Consider the following 17,458-nt stretch of genomic DNA (forward strand, 5'->3'; position numbering starts at 1 on the left):
ATTTTCTAAAATGATTGACAAATTAAAGCGCTTTCAATATACTGAAAATACAAGATCTTGTGAAGTAATGGACAATTTCGAAGAAAGTATTTTTTTGAAAAAATATCAAGCGTTTTTAAACGTAATGAGCTTTTTATTAATAGGAATATCCGTTTATCATGAAACTCACTAAGCCTGGTTGTTGTTAGGACTAGCCACTGCTTGCTGTGCTGATTCTATAAAAATCAGGAGAGAAGTGTAAAGTCGGAAAGATCGGAAGGGCGAATATTATGGGACTACTGATCAAAAATGGAACAATCATTTCCGCAGTTGATGAATTCGTTGGCGACATTTTAGTTGAAAATGAAAAGATTAAAGAAGTTGGAGTCAATTTATCTGAAGAAGGTCATGAGGTTGTAGATGCAACCGGAAAATTTGTTTTTCCAGGCGGTGTAGATGAGCATGTTCACATGGGACCTTTCAACTCTTATTCTTTTGAAACATCACATGCTGCAGTGGTAGGAGGAACAACAACAATTGTGGACTTTGCTCCTCAATTTGAGGGCATGGGACTGATCGAATCAAAAGATAAACATAATAAAGAAAGAGCTGAAGGAATTTCTACTGCAGATTATTCGTTCCATACAATGGTCATGGATACGGACGATAAATTACTTGAAGAAATTCCACTTATGGCTGAAAACGGCCTTGCTACCGTTAAATTATTAATGGCTTATAACGGAACACCATATCATGCAAATGATGAGCTGATCTTTAGAACAATGCAAATTGCTAGGGATCATGGGATTACCGTTATGCTGCATTGTGAAAATGGTGACATGATTGTTGAATTGGAAAATCAATTATTTGAAAAAGGCAATAAATTACCAATCAACTGGTCGTATTCAAGACCCGCATTAGTTGAAGATGAAGCTACAAGAAGAGCCATTTACTTAGCCGAACTTGCTGATTGTCCTACATTTATTGTTCATGTAACAACTGAAGGTGCAATGAACCATATTAAAGAAGCACAAGAACGCGGATTATCAGTGTATGGCGAAACATGTACTCACTATTTAATTTTAGATGAGTCTTACTTAAATACACCAGATATTGAAGGTGCTAAATATGTCTGCGCACCGGCGCTAAGACCTAAACCTCATCAAGAGGCTTTATGGAAAGCTGTTCGCGATAACGATTTAATCGCCGTGTCATCTGACCATGCTGCATACAGAGGCGGCTTTGCAGCAAAATCATTATTTGAATTTCCTAATATCCCACCGGGTGCACCGGGTATGCAAGATCGTCTTGCAATGCTTTGGTCACAAGGTGTTGAAAAAGGAAGAATTTCTCGTCAACGATTTGTTGAGATATTTGCTACAAGTCCAGCAAAAATGGTCGGATTATATCCACAAAAAGGATTAATTTCACCAGGTGCTGACGCTGATATTGTTATTTATGATCCTGAATATCGCGGGATAATTACTCATGCAGATAGTTATGAGGGTACTGATTATTCAACTTATGAAGGGTTTGAAAGAATTGGTATTGCCGAAAAAGTTTACTTAAGAGGTAAATTAATGGCTGAACGTGGAAAATTAGTAGGCGATAAGGGTAATGGTCGATACATTAAAGCTAAACCTTACGGATTAACTTATCAAAACTTTAAAAAAGAAGTTAAAGATAAAGTGCTTCAATAGATATTTATAAAAAAAGTATTCATTCAATCAATCTATTAATCTTTTAAAAATAATATTTTATTAAAAGGAGAAGATCAAAATGGCTAATAATATTTTTTATAAAGACAATAATGGGAATTATGCATTTGATACAAATGTATTGGAGGTTGCTTTTAAAGAAGCGCGTAAGATTTATAAAGAACGTGGATTTATGCGTGAAATGGGTCAAGGGATAGCTCCAGCAATTACAACCGTTGATATGGCTAAAGCCTGGATGAGCGAAGGACATCCATTTACATGCGAAAAATCAGAAGAAGTTTGTGCCAACGCACTGAAAGTTTTAGAAGCTGGACGTAAAGCTGGTATTCCTATCTTCCATACGACAACTGGTTACGTAGGAGAGCAACAATGGGACTTACCTCGGTGGGATGAAAAAATTCCTATGAGTACTTTAGATATTAATTCAGAATGGATGGAGATTGATCCTAAATTAAAACCACAACCAGAAGAGCCAGTTATTCATAAAAAATTTGCATCTAACTTCTTTGGTACTCACTTAGCTCAAACATTAAACTATTTGGGAGTAGATACATTAATCGTTATGGGTGCCACAGCATGTGCTTGTGTACGTCATACAGTAATGGACTCAACAGGATATGGATTCAAGACGTTGATTCCAGAGGGAACAATTGGTGACCGTGTACCTGGTGTTGTTGAATGGAACATGTTTGATATGGAAGCTAAATTTGCTGACGTATTAACTGTTGATGAGGTTGTTAAATACTTAGAAAGTATCGACAACAGTGTTTATACTAAACCTGCAAGAAAACTAGATAGAGAACTAGTAACCAATTAATTCGCTATACGCATCTTTAATTAATATTAGTTAATTGATGATCATACTTATAAGCTACTCTTTTTCTTTAAAAAGGACAGTCGCCATTTGGTCATGACTGTCCTTTTTGTCAAATCCATTAGTAATTTGCCACTAGGTCTATCTCTTACGTTTTCGGTCATTTGATTTCTTTATTTTCATTAACTTTGTTGAGGGTTGTTTTCGGATCCATTTTAGAAAGCGTGATAGTTGGGGATCTTCTTTTAGTTTAGGAATGGTTGTTAAACGCGCTGCAATTTCTTCATTCGTATAAAGTGCATGGATTTGTTTATGGCACGGAATACATAAGTAAGCTGTTGGGCCAAAGGTACCTCCCATTTCTTTTGGCAATAGGTGATGAACCGTCGTCTCAACATCCTCCCGCTCACAAAGTTCACATGTACTCATCCATTAATCCTCCTGATCTTTTTTAACCTCTTAGTTGACATCTGTTATTCTTGATAATCTAAAAAATAATCTTTTCTACTTTATTTATTATGCCCATTCCATTACATTTAGGAAGCGGGTTTGTTCAATTAAACAAAGTCAAATATTAATTTTTTTTACTAGAAGTCAGAATTAAACTAAAGTGGGCAACTTAAGCTCAATTTGATTATCACTTAATAATTTTATCCTTTATTTCCAAAACTAACAGGTGAAATAATCACTTGGAGGTATTTAATCATGAGCAACAGTAAAAATCAAAAAAAATCAACTTTTCCCCCACAACATCAAGAAAGACAGCCCGGAATTGAAATAGAAATGAATCCACGTCCCATTTCTCAAAGTCCTAATTACAAAGCTAGTGGAAAATTGGCTGGTAAAAAAGCCATTATTACGGGGGGAGACAGCGGAATTGGAAAGGCAGTCGCCCTCTTATTTGCGAAAGAAGGGGCAGATGTTGCGATTGTTTATTTAGACGAACATAAAGATGCCGATGAAACAAAAAGGCTGATCGAGGCGAAAGGGCGAAAGTGCTTGCTTTATGCGGGCGATATCGGAAATGAAGATTTTTGTAGTGATGTCGTTCAGAAAATACAGTCAGAATTCGGAACCCTAGATATTCTCGTGAATAACGCTGCTGAGCAGCATCCGCAAAAAAAGCCTGTTACATATAACATCTGAACAGTTGGAAAAAACATTCCGGACGAATATTTTTTCCTTTTTCCACATGACCAAAATGGTATTGCCTTATTTTAAGAACGGGGCTTCGATCATCAATACTGCCTCAATTACAGCATACAAGGGGAATGAACAGCTGATAGACTATTCAGCAACAAAAGGGGCGGTCGTTTCCTTTACCCGTTCACTAGCATTGTCTCTAGCCACCCAAGGAATCCGTGTTAATGCGGTAGCACCAGGACCCATTTGGACACCGCTGATTCCATCAACATTTACAGCTGACCAGGTTGCCACATTTGGCTCGAATACACCAATGGGAAGAGCCGGACAGCCGTTTGAATTGGCACCTTCTTATGTTTATTTAGCCTCTGACGACTCTACATATGTTAGTGGGCAGACCCTTCATGTCAATGGCGGTACCGTTGTGGGAGGATAGAAAAATTAAGTGGATAAGAGGTTTGCCTTGTTAAGCTTTAATTCTTTTTGACCACTCGACGAGTCCCTGTGATTTGTCGAGTTTTTTCTCAAATGTAAAAGCTCCACTATAAAATTGTTAATTCAAACAACACTTCTCCATCTTGCTGACTAAATGTTTGCAAAAACATGAATATCGTTAATATATAATTATAGATGAACAGAAATTTCATGGAAAAAATTGTGATCATTTATAAATAAAATAACTAGGAGGTGTTTTCTTGCAAAAGCTTAACTATAAAAGTCCCAAGGTTGCAAGCTATCTAGTACTCGGTAGTGTATTCTTTATTTTAGGCTTTTCTAAAGGTTTAACTTTCTTTTTAATAGGCGTCATTTTTTTCCTTAGTGGAATAAGAGTAAATAATAAGCTTAATTAATTATTTGTTCTTAAAAGCTGTGTTCAAAAACTGACAAGTCCATGTGACTTATCATTCGCCAAAGTTCCATAAGTTTACAATTCTATGAATTTAATAAACTTTCGAATATAATGAAGTGGATGGGGGAAATTGGAAAGGGGCTTAAGTTTGTGGATTTGTTATTGATTGTACTACCAGCATTTCTTATTTTTGGAGCGGGATTTATTGGTCAAAAACTATTAAAATTGGATATTAAATCAATTTCGACGATGTCGCTATATTTAATGCTTCCGTTTTTAACATTCGATACGTTCTATTCAAATCAGTTAAATATTGAATACTTTTATATGTTTTTATTTACATTTCTCCTTGCTGTTATTTTGATTATTTTAACTGTTCTCTATGGAATTTTTATTAAGGCAAATAAAACGCAAATGTCAGCGATGTTATTAGGAACCATTTTCCCTAACAGTGGAAATTATGGGGCACCTGTCGCTATGTTTGCCTTTGGTGCAACAGGTTTTCAGTATGCTGTCATTTTTATGGTCATTCACGCATTTTTAATTAACACAATAGGAATTTTTATTGCTTCTTATGGAAGTGAAAAAACCACCTCGATGAAAGATTCAGTAATGCGAGTATTGAAAATGCCTGTGCTTTATGGATTTCTATTTGGTGTAGTATTTCAGCAGCTTCATATCGAATTACCCTCTACCATTCGAGACGGCATCAGTTTAGTTGGGTCGGCTTCAATACCGACTGTCATGTTAATTTTGGGCATGCAGCTCGCAGAGATTAAACCGCAAAAATTTGAATTAAAATATGTAAACTCTGTTACCATTTTTCGAATGTTAGTGTCGCCACTACTTGCTGTCGTCCTTGTTAGTTTCATGCCTGTCAATGATTTAATCAAAAATGTTTATATTCTCTTGGCGGCCATGCCAATTGCAGCTAATACGACACTTCTAGCTGTACAGTTTAATGTAAAGCCTGATTTAACCTCCTTCACAACATTAGTGACAACATTGCTTAGTTTGGTGACTATCCCACTAACGCTTTTTTTAATAAAATAAAACTACATCACAAATGAATTAGGTAACGATCCATAGCAATTATCATGCGATCTGCACACCCAATAGTGCTCAGAAAATAATCTGAGCGCTTTTTTTGCTAGTATCCTTTCTAATAGTATAAGAGTGGAAACCAGTAAGAGCGATATTCATTTTGAAATGAAAATAAAAGCTTGATCTTAATCAATTAACAATGAGAATCAATCTCATATAATGAAGGTAAATCAATCATTCGTATAAACGGATAAAGTGAAATTCATTAGTGGGTCTTACACCTCGTTGATCCCTATAAACAAGTCATGATCATTTATACGATTTTTAATAGGGTCCAAGCATTCTACAACAGTTACTTGAATGGAGTGAAATCATGATGTATCAGATCACTTTATATGTATTAGAAATCTCTTGTCTAAAAAGCTTTCATTCTATTGAGAAGGAAATAAAGGGATTAGGGGGAATTATCAGCTTCAAGAGTTCATTGCCAAAGGGGAAGTTAGTCATTAAGTTTAAACCAAGCTTAATAAGTTCCTTGCAGATTATTAACATGATCGAGGAAAAAGGACTTGTTATTTTTAAAAAGGAACAAAGAGAATATTGTTACGGGATTTATAATTAATAACTAATTTTGCACTTCGTATGAGCATTTGAATATTTAAATAAATTGATATTTCGTGGAAATAAGGTAGTATGTATAGTTAATACTACTATTACAAGCGGAGGAAATAGAAACGATGAATAATTTGCCTAATTGTCCAAAATGTAATTCTGAATATACATATGAGGATGGGATTTTGTTAATTTGCCCGGAATGCGCGCATGAGTGGGCTGTAAATGAAGCAGAAGCAAATGGTGACGATGAGAAGATCGTCAAAGATGCCAATGGCAATGTGTTAAATGATGGGGATACCATTACAGTTATTAAAGATCTGAAAGTAAAGGGCAGTTCATCTGTCTTAAAACAAGGGACCAAAGTAAAAAATATTCGCTTAGTCGTCGGAGATCATGATATTGATTGTAAAATTGACGGATTTGGAGCAATGAAGCTAAAATCTGAATTTGTTAAAAAGATCTAAACATACAAATATAAAGGACAGTCATCATAAACAAAGGGTTCATGACTGTCCTTTTTGTGATTTTAAAACGTGTTTCGTAGGCATATTTTAAGTGTTTTGTTAATAGGCCATATATAATAAAATTAGTATTCTTAATATTTTAACTTCACTCAACAGAAGTCCGCGACTTCTATAAGTGGGGTATGAATGCAAAATGTTTTATTAATCCAGTGGAGGTTCATACCCCGGCTAATGAAGTTAAGCCTCTGGCGGATGCCACGGATTTTTTAAAGGTATTCGAGCGGGCTCAATAAAAATCCGGGCGCAAGTTTTCCGGGACGAATTTGATTAGAATTTATGAAAGAAGGGACTTAGTTGGAGAAACTATCTAAACCTAAAGCAATGTTGGGAATTGCTTTTGTTGTGATGACCTGGGGAATGGTGTGGCCGATTTATAAAATTGCGTTGAATTATACGCCTCCTTTTCTTTTTGCTGGTATGCGAACATTGCTTGGAGGATTGTTGTTAAGTCTTGTTCTTCTACCAAAATGGAAGGAAATCCGATGGAAAAAAACATGGCCGATTTATGTGGTTGCTGCCTTTTTTAATATTATGATTTTTAATGGGGTTCAAACATATGGGTTGCAATTTTTGCCTTCAGGATTATTTTCCGTCATTGTTTATCTACAACCTGTATTAGTCGTATTACTGGCATGGTTTTGGTTAAAAGAGTCTGTAACACTTGTGAAAATCGTAGGCATGATTATTGGTTTTCTAGGGGTTGTTGCCGTAAGTTTTGATGGACTATCTGGCTACGTTTCCTTTTATGGGATTTTATTAGCTTTCATTACGGGCTTAGGATGGGCCATTGGAACGGTATATGTGAAAAAGACAAGTGTTTTAGTCAATGGATTATGGCTTGTCGCAATCCAAAACGTCATTGGCGGAACCATTTTAAGTGTGATTGGTCTGAGTGTGGAAAATTTAACAGATATTCAGTGGAATGTACCATATGTATCCATCCTTTTATTTGGGGCTGTGTTAGGGGTGACAGGGGCAACTGCGGTTTACAATAAACTCATGCGTTCTGGTGAATCAAGTAAAGTAAGTTCTTTTACTTTTCTAGTACCGCTTTTTGCTGTCATACTAGGAACCCTAATCTTAAACGAACCTTTTACTCTATCGCTTTTCGTTGGATTGGTTCTAATTTTATTAAGTATTTATTTGATTAACCGTAAAGACACTTCCAAAGTGAAGAAAATGAAAGAGTTGGAACTCCTAGAACAGGAATTAGTTTAAATTCTTGATTAAACACAAGGAAGGTTAGAGATGTTAAATTTTCTCTTAAAAGGGGAGACGCTGAGTTCAGTGGCTCTCCTTTCTTATTCACTTCACACACAAAAAAAAGACCTACTAAAAGTCATGCAATCTCCTTGTTGATGGATTGCTTCAGTATTCAAAATAAGAGGGGGGATGTATCTAGTAATAGGGGACAATAGAAATCTTTTTGTGAATAAATAGTGAAAATTAATAAAAGGTAAAAAAAGCCGTTATAATAGGAGTATGGACCTAAAAATGTTCGCTTATCTTTTTAGGTGTGTTATCAAATGTAGATTAATAATAGGGAAAGAGCGGAGTGATTTTTTTGGCAGATTTAAATTCAATCATGACATGGACCTTTACGGAAGAAACATCTGTTCCATCAGAAATTTTGGATATTTTGGTAGAGGGAGAGAAACCAGAGATTGCTTATAAAACGATCCGAGATGTTGCGGTGATAACAAATAAAAGATTGATCATTGCGGACCGTCAAGGATTAACAGGAAAAAAGGTAGAAGTGTATACGATTCCTTTTAAATCCATTATTATGTATTCGTCAGAAAACGGTGGAATGTTGGATATGAATGCTGAACTTGAATTATGGACAAAGGCGGGGAAACTTAAGCTAAACGTAAGTAAAAAAGTGGACATTAGAAAATTGGACAGAATTATTGGTACATATATATTATAATAACATAATAGCATGAAAAAGAAGGCTCTCCTAGAAACGATCAAAGCGATATAGATCGAATAAAATAAAAAATGGATAAAAGAGCAATCCCCTAGTAACAGCTAAGCTATTAGGGGGTTTATTTAAAAATTGTAGAATCGTTAATCATTTGGTTTAACCATTCCTTTTTCTCTTGTACCTTTGTCATTGTATCCAAAATATAGTTTCTGTCTATGCTACTACCAAATGCCACTGGTATGAGTGAATAAAATTTATTCGATAAATCGATGACATCATGCCGTTCATTTTGTATGCTTTTTTCTATTTCCGTCAGTATTAGAAGACCTCTATGGATCTGAATTTCTGAAAGCTTCCCAAAGGGAGTAGTGTGAGAGGGTAAAGTAGGAGATGGATCATTCGGGTAAATGATATTTTTAGGGGTAAATCCACTTATTTGTATGTAGCAATCATTTTCCCACTCTTCCTCTATTAAAATTAATTCATATCCTTTTTTCCGTTTAGAATTGAGAATTCGATCAAATGCTTCCCTAGTTTCCAAGCGAGATTGAAAATATCTTTCGTGTCTTCTTGGAGGGCTTCCCATCCTGCCGTATTCAATAAAAATCCGATAAGAGAACTCCCCTTCACCTTCTTGGAATTCCATAATATAAAATTTATTAGAATTTGTTTGGATCCTCACATAATTTAGGACGACTCTTTGTTCCACTTGCTTCACTGAAAAAGAAGAGAGATTTTTCATACGAGGAGATAATAGTTTTGTCATAAAAATTCCTTCCGTTGCTCATGTTTATTCCATTATACCAAATACGTTTTAATGAAGAAACTGTATAAAAAACAGTCGATAAAATTCACTCCACTGTTTGTCCCTGCTTATTTTATTGTAAAGTAATGACACTTGTCCATCTAACAGGTTATTGATAAACAAGATTTCGTTCCGATATTGATTTGCTAACGGAGTGGAGGACTTAGTTGTGAAATGAAATATAGGTTTGTAAGTCCAGACAATAAATAAAAAAATAAATTGTAAGATAAACTTCAACAATCGGGGCTTTTCGTTTACAATGGGGAGCAACGATTACATATTCGAGTGAGGGTGAATAAAATGACAAAAGTTATTCCGTTTTTAATGTTTCAAGATGGGAAAGCAGAAGAAGCGATGAATTATTATACATCGTTAATGGAGGATTCAGAAATTAATAGCATCGTTCGATATGGGGCTAATGAAGCTGGGGAAGAAGGAACGGTGATGCAGGCAACCTTTACGATTAAAGGCCAGGAATTCATGTGTATCGATAGTAATGTCAAACATGAGTTTTCTTTTACGCCTTCGTTCTCAATCTATGTTGCTTGCGATACAGAAGAGGAAATAAATAATCTTTATCATCAATTGATGGATGGTGGCCAAGCCCTTATGCCAATGGGTGATTATGGTTTCAGTAAGAAGTTTGGTTGGCTAAATGATCGTTTTGGTGTGTCTTGGCAGCTTAATCTACCTCAGTAATACAAGAGTTCTGTTGTGTTCTAGAGTATAAGGTTGCTTGCTAGAACGGATCGTTACTTTGTTGGGTCTCTTTGTTCTTGTTGAACGATAATATAGAAATGAATAAGGGAGGTGTCTTATGACCAAACATCGAATATATACAACGAGCTTCGCAAGTGTTTATCCTCATTACATAACGAAAGCGGAGAGGAAGAGACGTACGAAAGCGGAGGTTGATGAAATTATCCGTTGGTTGACTGGATACAGTCAGGAAGGGTTAGAAGCGCTTTTGGAAAAACAGACAGACTTTGAGGCATTCTTTGCGGAGGCTCCCCAACTAAATCCTTCCCGGGCTTTGATCAAAGGTGTAGTTTGCGGTGTCAGAGTTGAAGACATCGAAGAACCCACGATGCAGGAAATTCGTTATTTGGATAAGCTGATTGATGAGCTAGCAAAGGGAAAAGCGATGGAAAAGATTTTACGGAAATAATACAGTTGAACATAAATAAACACTGATCCCATTTATAAAATAAAAAGGGTCAGTGTTTATTAGTAAAAATTAAGATTTTATTTCGTGAAGAGTAGAACCCATTATTGTCCGAGTTTCCAATTTTTCGTCCGAATATCTAATACAATAAACTAATAATTCCTATACAATTTAAAATTACCCCAATAACGGCTGATATTCTTCCTTTCAATTTAAACTTTTTAATTTCTGTTAAAGCGAATAACCCAAGTAGAAGACCTGCTATACTAAGAATTCCTCCATAACCTACTAGAAATATTCCAAAAGTAGATACAATGCCTAAAAGCAATGAACCTATCGCTTTGCCATTCATACCTATATTTTCTAAAATGATCTTAGTTTCCAACAAGATTACTACACCTCCATAATTTGTGTGCCTTTCTTCTATGCAAACTAACGTTCTATCCGTCTTTTTCCCAGGCAATAATAAAAACGAGTTTCCAAAGACTAACTAAACCAATGAGGCCAATGCTTAGTATGACAAGTGATTTTTTGATCCGTTTATATGGTTTAGGTGCAGTACAGTATGTATTTCTTTACTTGGCGTGAAGAATGTTGCTAGTTCTAGTCGTAGCACTTAATGTCCGCAAATACACGGTTCTCGCCTTTACGACCAACGCATTAGCAATCCCTATAAGTTCCCTACTTCGCTAGAATCATCATTAATGTTTCAAGTAGACTACTCATCCTTTAGTGCTTTAATTAATTCACTAAGTTTCTCGTTTCTTTCACGGTCTAATCTTGTCTTTTCATTCATAAACCTAATTAATTTAATGACAAAATAAATAGCAAAAACAACAACGACTAAATAAAAAATAATAGGTAAAAAAGTTAAAAGCATAAACATTCCATCTGATGCAAACATTGTATGCCCCATTTTGATTCCTCCTAACAGTGACATTAAATATCATACAATAGCATCATCAATATAGCTATGTTAAGTAAAAAAATGCGTCTCTTCCGACTGAAGAAACGCACTCATTTACGTAATATTTTTTCATAATATCGCTCCCAATCACAAATGAAACAAGTTCATGTGACTAAGACAATTAGGTTCCTTTAACTTCCCCGGTATTTACTTGCTTTGTTCTTACTAGTAAAATAATGAATCCACAAATCACGGCACTTATTCCCATTGCAATAAAAGCAACATTATAGTTACCACCAAACGCGGTAATTAAATAGCCAGTAATAATAGGAGAGAGGAAACCTCCAAACGTCGAACCTATATTAATAATAGCGATCGACGAGCCGATTATCTCTTGACGAATTAATTTATGTGGCCAACTAAACAAAGTAACGAATGTCGCATTCGATGTAAGTGTGAATATAAACATCATAATAATCACAACCACTAAGTTACTAGCTAGAGCAAAAGCGATAAATGCAAGTGCACATATGATTACACTTATTAAAGCAAACAGCTTATTATTTCCCTTAAAAACTTTATCCACTATAAAACTAGAACTTAATGCACCAACACTCATTAAAATGGCATTGACACCTAAAATCATGCTAATTTCTTTTATACCAAACCCGAAATTAGCTCCATAAAATGATGGCAACCAGGAAAGGTAACCGTACAGAACGATATTTAGAAAAAGGAGTGCGGCAAATAAGATAAACACATTTTTGTCTTTAAACACATCACTGATTGGAATCTTGTTCTCCTTTTTTCCTCGTGGAGCCTTTTCCTGTTTTGGAAAGAAGATAAAGATCATAAGGATAGAAACTGCATATAATATGGCTAGTCCAAAGTAAGCATATCGCCAATTCATATTAATTAGCGTAGAACCTAATGTGAAGGAAAGGATTCCGCCAATACCTGAAGTGGATAAGATTAATGATTGGACAAACATTTTTTGTTTAGGTTCAATGTTATTGGCTACAACCTTTGTTGAGCTTGTAGGAACCCCCGCATGACCAAGTCCTGCAATTAATCGAACGATCATTAGTAATCCTAATGTCTGAACAAAACCAAAGAAAAAGGTTGCGATCAGAATCGTACCAATCGACATTACTAATACTTTTTTAGGGCCAATTTTATCAGAGAGCCAACCACTTGGAAATTGCATTACGGTATACCCGATGAAAAACATACTCATTAATAATCCTGATTGGCTAGGGTTTAAGCCTAATTCCGCTTCGATCGGAATAATGGCAGTGGCAATCATATTTTTATCCATATAGGTTAATGCATACCCAAGCATAATCGAGAAGATTAACGGGACATTATTTTTCTTCTTTTGAATCATTTAGGACACCTCTACATTTACTCGCTTATCTTATCTATTTAGTAATGCCCTGATAAAGTGAAAAAAACAGCACTTATTTAAACATTTTTCACAGGAAACATAGGGATCATTTTTCAACCGTTCCCTTTGAAACATTAGTGCCTGTATTTCATATCATTTAATTTATAGTTGACAGGTAGGAATAATAAGTTTAATGTAAAAGGTATCATCAACAGACTATTTAAGTAAATCAACTATTTTTTAGATTCAATGTCTAATTTTATATGTATAGAATATTAGAGGAGGGTACTAATAATGAGAGAGAATTTCCAAGTGATAAAAGGAGCAGAACCTTTTTATTTTAAGGGAAGTGAAATCGGTGTTCTTATTTCGCATGGCTTTATGGGCACTCCGCAAAGCATGCGTTATTTAGGTGAAAATCTGGCTCGATATGGGTATACGGTTTCTGCAATTAGATTGAAAGGGCATGGTACCCACTACCGTGATTTAGAAAATTGCACTCATGATGACTGGTTTGAATCACTAGAACATGGATATCAAGAATTGAAAAAACACTGCACAAACATTATCGTGATCGGCCAATCCATGGGTGGGGCATTAACACTGAAGCTCGCACATAAATATCGTGACTTGAAAGGGATTATATTAATTAATCCAGCTTTACAAGTTCCAACATATGATTCATTAAAGGAAGCAATCGAACCAAGATTTATTTCGGAAGGAAATCCAGATATTCATATGAAAAATGTTCATGAAATCACATATGACCTTGCACCTTTAAAATCCATTCACCAACTCCAAAAGATTATGGGAACAATCCCTGCTTTATTGCCATCTATTCAATGCCCCGTTTTAGGGATTCAATCAGCCAAGGATCATGTTGTACCACCTGAAAATACCGATTATATAATTGGTCATATTGGGTCAGACAAAAAGGAAAAGGTTATTTTACAAAACTCTTATCATGTAGCATCCATGGATTATGACAAAGAACAAATTGTAAAAGTTAGTCATCAATTCATTCAGCAGCAAATGAACAAAAGGTTAATGTACGCTCAATAATGAATCGATAAGCCCGGTTACTTTGCCTAATAAACCGCATGTATTTGAGCGATTACATTGCAATGCTTTTATAAAATCTATTACACTATAACCAGACGAATCTGAATAAAGATAGAGATTTTATAACGGAGGAATTCACATGCAATGTGGAGCAGAATGCTTTGTGGTTGAAATAGAAGTAAATGGAGAAAAAAGAACAAAGCAGGTTAAGGCGAGAACCCCTGCAGCTGCAAGAAAGACCATTCGTACAAAATACGGTGAGGAGATAAACATCTTAACCGTTAAAAGGGAAAAGTTCAATCCCTCATCCCAAGAATAAGTTGTTTTTGTCTCTTTTTCATTTAAAGGAGATAGGATGGGTAAATCGAAAAAAACATTGCATTGGTTTTTTCGTTTTTAAAGCTTTGTAGGGGTTATTGCTGTGACGCTCGCAGCCTTTAACATTGGTCTTGAGCTTTTTTTATACATATAAGTATCGGTTCTTATCAGGCTTAACGGGCAGTAAGCCCTTCATCTCAAGATTCTCAGTACAATAAATGAAGAAGGTGGATGGGGGACAACTGCCCGTAAAGCTCCGATCCGTTCAACTAACCATCCGTGGGAATGAGATAACTCCCCGCTGATGGAAATTTCACTTTACCTTGCATATGGGTTGGACAAATAGGCATCTTTATTCTAGAACGTACGGAAAAAAAGCAAAAAAGCCAGTCGTGAACATTTGAATTTAGAAAACGATTGAGGATAGGTTTATATAGCGCACAGACCACCCTAAAGAACGTGCCCTTTTCGTAAATCAGCTTTTTTTATAGCTGAATACATAATTGGAGGTTGATAAGATAATATGCTTTCACGTTATAAAGGATTTTTCAGCTTTATCATGATTGTTGTAATCTTTGTTTTAACAGGTTGTGGCACACAAGGAGAAAGTGGACAGAAAGGAGAGAATGCTTTAAATGAATCTCGGAAAGGGTCCAATTATTCATCTTCTGTTACAGAAAAACCAGTTGTGACTATTACAATGGAGAATGATGAGAAGATCGTGATTGAATTAGATCCTTCTGCAGCTCCTAATACGGTAGCTAATTTTGTATCCTTAGTGGAAAAAGGTTTTTATGATGGGCTGATTTTCCACCGGGTGATTCCTGATTTCATGATTCAAGGAGGAGATCCTGAAGGAAATGGGACAGGCGGAGCGGGATATACCATTGAAGGCGAATTCTCCGAAAACGGAATTGAAAATCATTTGAACCACGAACGAGGAGTCATTTCTATGGCACGTTCTAATGATCCAAACTCAGCAAGTTCTCAATTTTTCATCACGGTCAAAGAGGCCCCGCATCTTAACGGACAGTATGCTGCTTTCGGTAAAGTAATAGAGGGAATGGAAGTCGTGGATGAGATTGTTTCTGTTGAACGTGATCGTAGCGATAAACCATTGAAAGATCAGAAGATGAAATCAGTCACAGTGGATACGAAGGGGTTTGATTATCCTGATCCAGAGGTTGGGAAATAGCCAGTTAATCGTTTGCAGAAAGGTGTTCGCTATTACTCGTATTGATGAATCAGAATTCATATTTTGAAGAAAAAACTACCTCCACAAAGTTGCTATAAAGAGGTGGTTTTTCGAAAAAATGTTTATCAGGTTTAAGGGGAAGTAAGACCCCCGCCTCAAGATTCTAAGTATGATTATAGAAGAAAGGTGGGGACAACTGACAGTAAAGCTCCGATTGGTGAAATAAGATTTATCTTTGGGCTTTAGCCTTTAGATAAATCAATCAGGCTCTACGTGATAACCGTCTGTGGGGGATGAGAGAACCCCTACGGATGGAAGTTTCACTTTATTCAAATTGCATTTGATAAGATTCTGGAACAATCGGAGGTTTTTTTCGTCCTAATACGTGTAAAACGAGTTGAGAAACTAGAACACCTGGCCCTAATGCTTGTCCGACACTAATGGTTGGGATTGTACCATTTGAAAGCCATTCGGTTAATTTATCCTCAGTTGCGTACGCGGGAAGGGATTGACTATAGCCTGCAGGAGGGAATGTTTGCCCTTTTAAATCTTTAATAGAAATATCTTCAGGCAGCCCAATGTATTCTTCAAGCTTTACTCCATGTGGAGAAAAGGTTAATACAGACGTTCCAAAACCAAGAGCTACTGCAGTAGTGACAAATAAGTTTTTCTTACGAGTTGCTCGGTGGAGAGAAACAGCTTCAGGAAAAGCAAAATAATCAATTGCATCAATCACGTAATCGGCTTCATTTACAAAAGCTTCTGCATTCTCCTCATTTACTCCATTCGCATAACAAATAATTTCAAGATATGGATTAATAGAAAGTAAATGATTTTTTAAAGCGTCTACTTTTTTCTGTCCTACTGTATGATGGGTTGCGGCGCATTGACGATTAATATTTGAAACATCAAACACATCAGGATCCGCTAAAATAAACGTACCAATCCCCATACGAGCTAGTAAGCCTGCTGAAAATCCGCCGATACATCCACATCCTGCAATCGCAATGGTTGTGCGGTGGAGCTTCTGTATTTCCTCTTCTGTCATAATTCCTAGATTTCGAATAAATTGTTCTTTAATCATTACTGTACTGCCTCCATTGTCATTTCTACATTTTCAGTTAAATAGTCATATAAAGGTCGACGCTTATCCTTTAATGTGGTAAGACACTCGGATAAGTTTAACAAACAAGGAATCGTAATGGAACCTAGATAAACGTCCTGTTCTCCGATCACTTCAAAGGGAAATTTAAAAATACGATGCATATAATTATAAACCCTTTCATCAATACAACAAATCCAATGGGTGAGTCCGTAATTCAATGAATAAGTTAAAACCGTTTTAATCAGTCCTAATCCTACATCATGTTTTGGCATTTTCGTAAAGGCACTAATTTCCGCATACTTGCATTTGTTATTTCCGAATATTTTAAATATTTTATTATCATTAATATGGAAGTGTTTGATTGTCGGCAACTCATCGATGGGCATGAAGATAAGCCGGGTAACGCCAACGACTTCTTCCTGATCGACCGTCTGCACAATGAAATAGGTGGAGGAGTCTTTATAAGGATCATCTACATTTTTATTAAAAAAACCAACTTCTTGATAGCGCTTATGGTGCAATGCGATCGCTTCTTCCCGAAGAATTCCATCTGCACATCTAAAATAATATTCTGTATTCAAATCCATCTGAACACTCTCCTAAAATAGTTTCCCTACTATTATATTAAAGGAGAGTTTGATGCGATTTGGAAGTAATTAAACGAAAGTTTTACTGAAAATTAATAAACTGTAGTTAATTAGACACAAAAATGATAAAATTTTTTAGTATAAGTTTTAAATCTACTAAATGAACGATCTACAAAATAAAAGAATTAGGATGAAACATCATGAATCATGACTTAAAAGAAAAGGAACAGCTATTACAAGAATTACTTAAAAAACATAATAAAAATTTAAACCAAAAAATTCTACTTATATCTTTTATTTATATTTTGCTCAG

At 35.6% G+C, this 17,458-nt stretch carries 19 protein-coding genes and 1 pseudogene; 13 read left to right on the forward strand and 7 right to left on the reverse strand.

From position 1 onward, the window contains the following. The first annotated feature begins 269 nt into the window (after positions 1 to 269). Positions 270 to 1,679 carry a dihydropyrimidinase gene (hydA, locus tag R4Z10_RS10180; protein WP_338473049.1) on the forward strand — a complete coding sequence of 470 codons (1,410 nt, stop codon included), beginning with the start codon at positions 270 to 272 and terminating at the stop codon, positions 1,677 to 1,679. Positions 1,680 to 1,758: 79 nt separating this feature from the next. Further along, a complete protein-coding gene (locus R4Z10_RS10185; protein ID WP_338473050.1) occupies positions 1,759 to 2,514 on the forward strand; it encodes an isochorismatase family protein in 756 nt (251 codons plus the stop codon). 138 nt (positions 2,515 to 2,652) lie between these two features. On the opposite strand, the gene R4Z10_RS10190 is transcribed toward R4Z10_RS10185, so the two are convergent. Then, entirely contained in the window at positions 2,653 to 2,940 is a 288-nt protein-coding gene (locus R4Z10_RS10190) for an HNH endonuclease (protein ID WP_338473051.1), read from the reverse strand. Positions 2,941 to 3,216: 276 nt separating this feature from the next. Between R4Z10_RS10190 and R4Z10_RS10195 the strand changes: the two are divergent. The 6 genes and pseudogenes from R4Z10_RS10195 (at position 3,217) to R4Z10_RS10220 (ending at position 8,617) form a co-directional block, all read left to right on the forward strand. Further along, a pseudogene (locus tag R4Z10_RS10195) lies at positions 3,217 to 4,090 on the forward strand (SDR family oxidoreductase). Positions 4,091 to 4,654: 564 nt separating this feature from the next. After that, positions 4,655 to 5,557, forward strand: coding sequence for an AEC family transporter (locus R4Z10_RS10200; protein WP_338473052.1), 903 nt, complete (start codon positions 4,655 to 4,657; stop codon positions 5,555 to 5,557). Between the two features lie 364 nt (positions 5,558 to 5,921). After that, positions 5,922 to 6,170, forward strand: a complete 249-nt coding sequence (locus tag R4Z10_RS10205) for a heavy-metal-associated domain-containing protein (RefSeq protein WP_338473053.1) — start codon at positions 5,922 to 5,924, stop codon at positions 6,168 to 6,170. A 115-nt stretch (positions 6,171 to 6,285) separates the two neighbouring features. Next, entirely contained in the window at positions 6,286 to 6,627 is a 342-nt protein-coding gene (locus tag R4Z10_RS10210; protein WP_338473054.1) for a zinc ribbon domain-containing protein YjdM, read from the forward strand. Positions 6,628 to 6,981: 354 nt separating this feature from the next. Further along, complete coding sequence (locus R4Z10_RS10215) at positions 6,982 to 7,905, forward strand: DMT family transporter (RefSeq protein WP_338473055.1); 924 nt, start codon at positions 6,982 to 6,984, stop codon at positions 7,903 to 7,905. A gap of 346 nt (positions 7,906 to 8,251) precedes the next feature. Beyond that, the gene (locus tag R4Z10_RS10220; RefSeq protein ID WP_338473056.1) at positions 8,252 to 8,617 is read left to right on the forward strand and encodes a PH domain-containing protein; all 366 of its coding nucleotides are present in this window, start codon (positions 8,252 to 8,254) and stop codon (positions 8,615 to 8,617) included. Positions 8,618 to 8,735: 118 nt separating this feature from the next. Here R4Z10_RS10220 and R4Z10_RS10225 read toward each other — a convergent pair whose 3' ends face one another. Further along, the gene (locus R4Z10_RS10225; protein ID WP_338473057.1) at positions 8,736 to 9,380 is read right to left on the reverse strand and encodes a WGR domain-containing protein; all 645 of its coding nucleotides are present in this window, start codon (positions 9,378 to 9,380) and stop codon (positions 8,736 to 8,738) included. 339 nt (positions 9,381 to 9,719) lie between these two features. Here R4Z10_RS10225 and R4Z10_RS10230 point away from each other — a divergent pair, with 339 nt between their 5' ends. Both R4Z10_RS10230 and R4Z10_RS10235 read left to right on the forward strand, forming a co-directional pair. Further along, on the forward strand, positions 9,720 to 10,118 hold the full coding sequence (locus R4Z10_RS10230; RefSeq protein ID WP_338473058.1) for a VOC family protein: 399 nt from the start codon (positions 9,720 to 9,722) through the stop codon (positions 10,116 to 10,118). A gap of 118 nt (positions 10,119 to 10,236) precedes the next feature. Further along, positions 10,237 to 10,587: a DUF2200 domain-containing protein gene (locus R4Z10_RS10235; RefSeq protein ID WP_338473059.1), complete on the forward strand. Its 351-nt coding sequence runs from the start codon at positions 10,237 to 10,239 to the stop codon at positions 10,585 to 10,587. Between the two features lie 136 nt (positions 10,588 to 10,723). Here the strand turns inward: R4Z10_RS10235 and R4Z10_RS10240 are convergent, their stop codons facing one another. The 3 genes from R4Z10_RS10240 to R4Z10_RS10250 all read right to left on the reverse strand — a co-directional run bounded on the left by R4Z10_RS10240 (position 10,724) and on the right by R4Z10_RS10250 (position 12,878). After that, positions 10,724 to 10,972: a DUF4190 domain-containing protein gene (locus tag R4Z10_RS10240; RefSeq protein ID WP_338473060.1), complete on the reverse strand. Its 249-nt coding sequence runs from the start codon at positions 10,970 to 10,972 to the stop codon at positions 10,724 to 10,726. 330 nt (positions 10,973 to 11,302) lie between these two features. Then, a complete protein-coding gene (locus R4Z10_RS10245; RefSeq protein ID WP_338473061.1) occupies positions 11,303 to 11,500 on the reverse strand; it encodes a hypothetical protein in 198 nt (65 codons plus the stop codon). Positions 11,501 to 11,672: 172 nt separating this feature from the next. Next, positions 11,673 to 12,878, reverse strand: coding sequence for an MFS transporter (locus R4Z10_RS10250; protein WP_338473062.1), 1,206 nt, complete (start codon positions 12,876 to 12,878; stop codon positions 11,673 to 11,675). 294 nt (positions 12,879 to 13,172) lie between these two features. On the opposite strand from R4Z10_RS10250, the gene R4Z10_RS10255 reads away from it, so the two are divergent. From R4Z10_RS10255 to R4Z10_RS10265, 3 genes are all read left to right on the forward strand, one after another. Then, positions 13,173 to 13,940 carry an alpha/beta fold hydrolase gene (locus tag R4Z10_RS10255; protein WP_338473063.1) on the forward strand — a complete coding sequence of 256 codons (768 nt, stop codon included), beginning with the start codon at positions 13,173 to 13,175 and terminating at the stop codon, positions 13,938 to 13,940. Positions 13,941 to 14,079: 139 nt separating this feature from the next. Beyond that, the gene (locus R4Z10_RS10260; RefSeq protein WP_338473064.1) at positions 14,080 to 14,259 is read left to right on the forward strand and encodes a hypothetical protein; all 180 of its coding nucleotides are present in this window, start codon (positions 14,080 to 14,082) and stop codon (positions 14,257 to 14,259) included. A gap of 522 nt (positions 14,260 to 14,781) precedes the next feature. Continuing rightward, positions 14,782 to 15,453, forward strand: coding sequence for a peptidylprolyl isomerase (locus R4Z10_RS10265; RefSeq protein WP_338473065.1), 672 nt, complete (start codon positions 14,782 to 14,784; stop codon positions 15,451 to 15,453). A gap of 325 nt (positions 15,454 to 15,778) precedes the next feature. Here the strand turns inward: R4Z10_RS10265 and R4Z10_RS10270 are convergent, their stop codons facing one another. Both R4Z10_RS10270 and R4Z10_RS10275 read right to left on the reverse strand, forming a co-directional pair. After that, positions 15,779 to 16,537, reverse strand: a complete 759-nt coding sequence (locus R4Z10_RS10270; RefSeq protein WP_338473066.1) for a ThiF family adenylyltransferase — start codon at positions 16,535 to 16,537, stop codon at positions 15,779 to 15,781. After that, a complete protein-coding gene (locus R4Z10_RS10275) occupies positions 16,537 to 17,145 on the reverse strand; it encodes a hypothetical protein (protein WP_338473067.1) in 609 nt (202 codons plus the stop codon). The genes R4Z10_RS10270 and R4Z10_RS10275 overlap by 1 nt, the downstream gene beginning before the upstream one ends. Positions 17,146 to 17,458: the final 313 nt, after the last annotated feature.

This window comes from Niallia sp. XMNu-256, assembly GCF_036670015.1.
GTDB lineage: Bacteria > Bacillota > Bacilli > Bacillales > Cytobacillaceae > Bacillus_BD.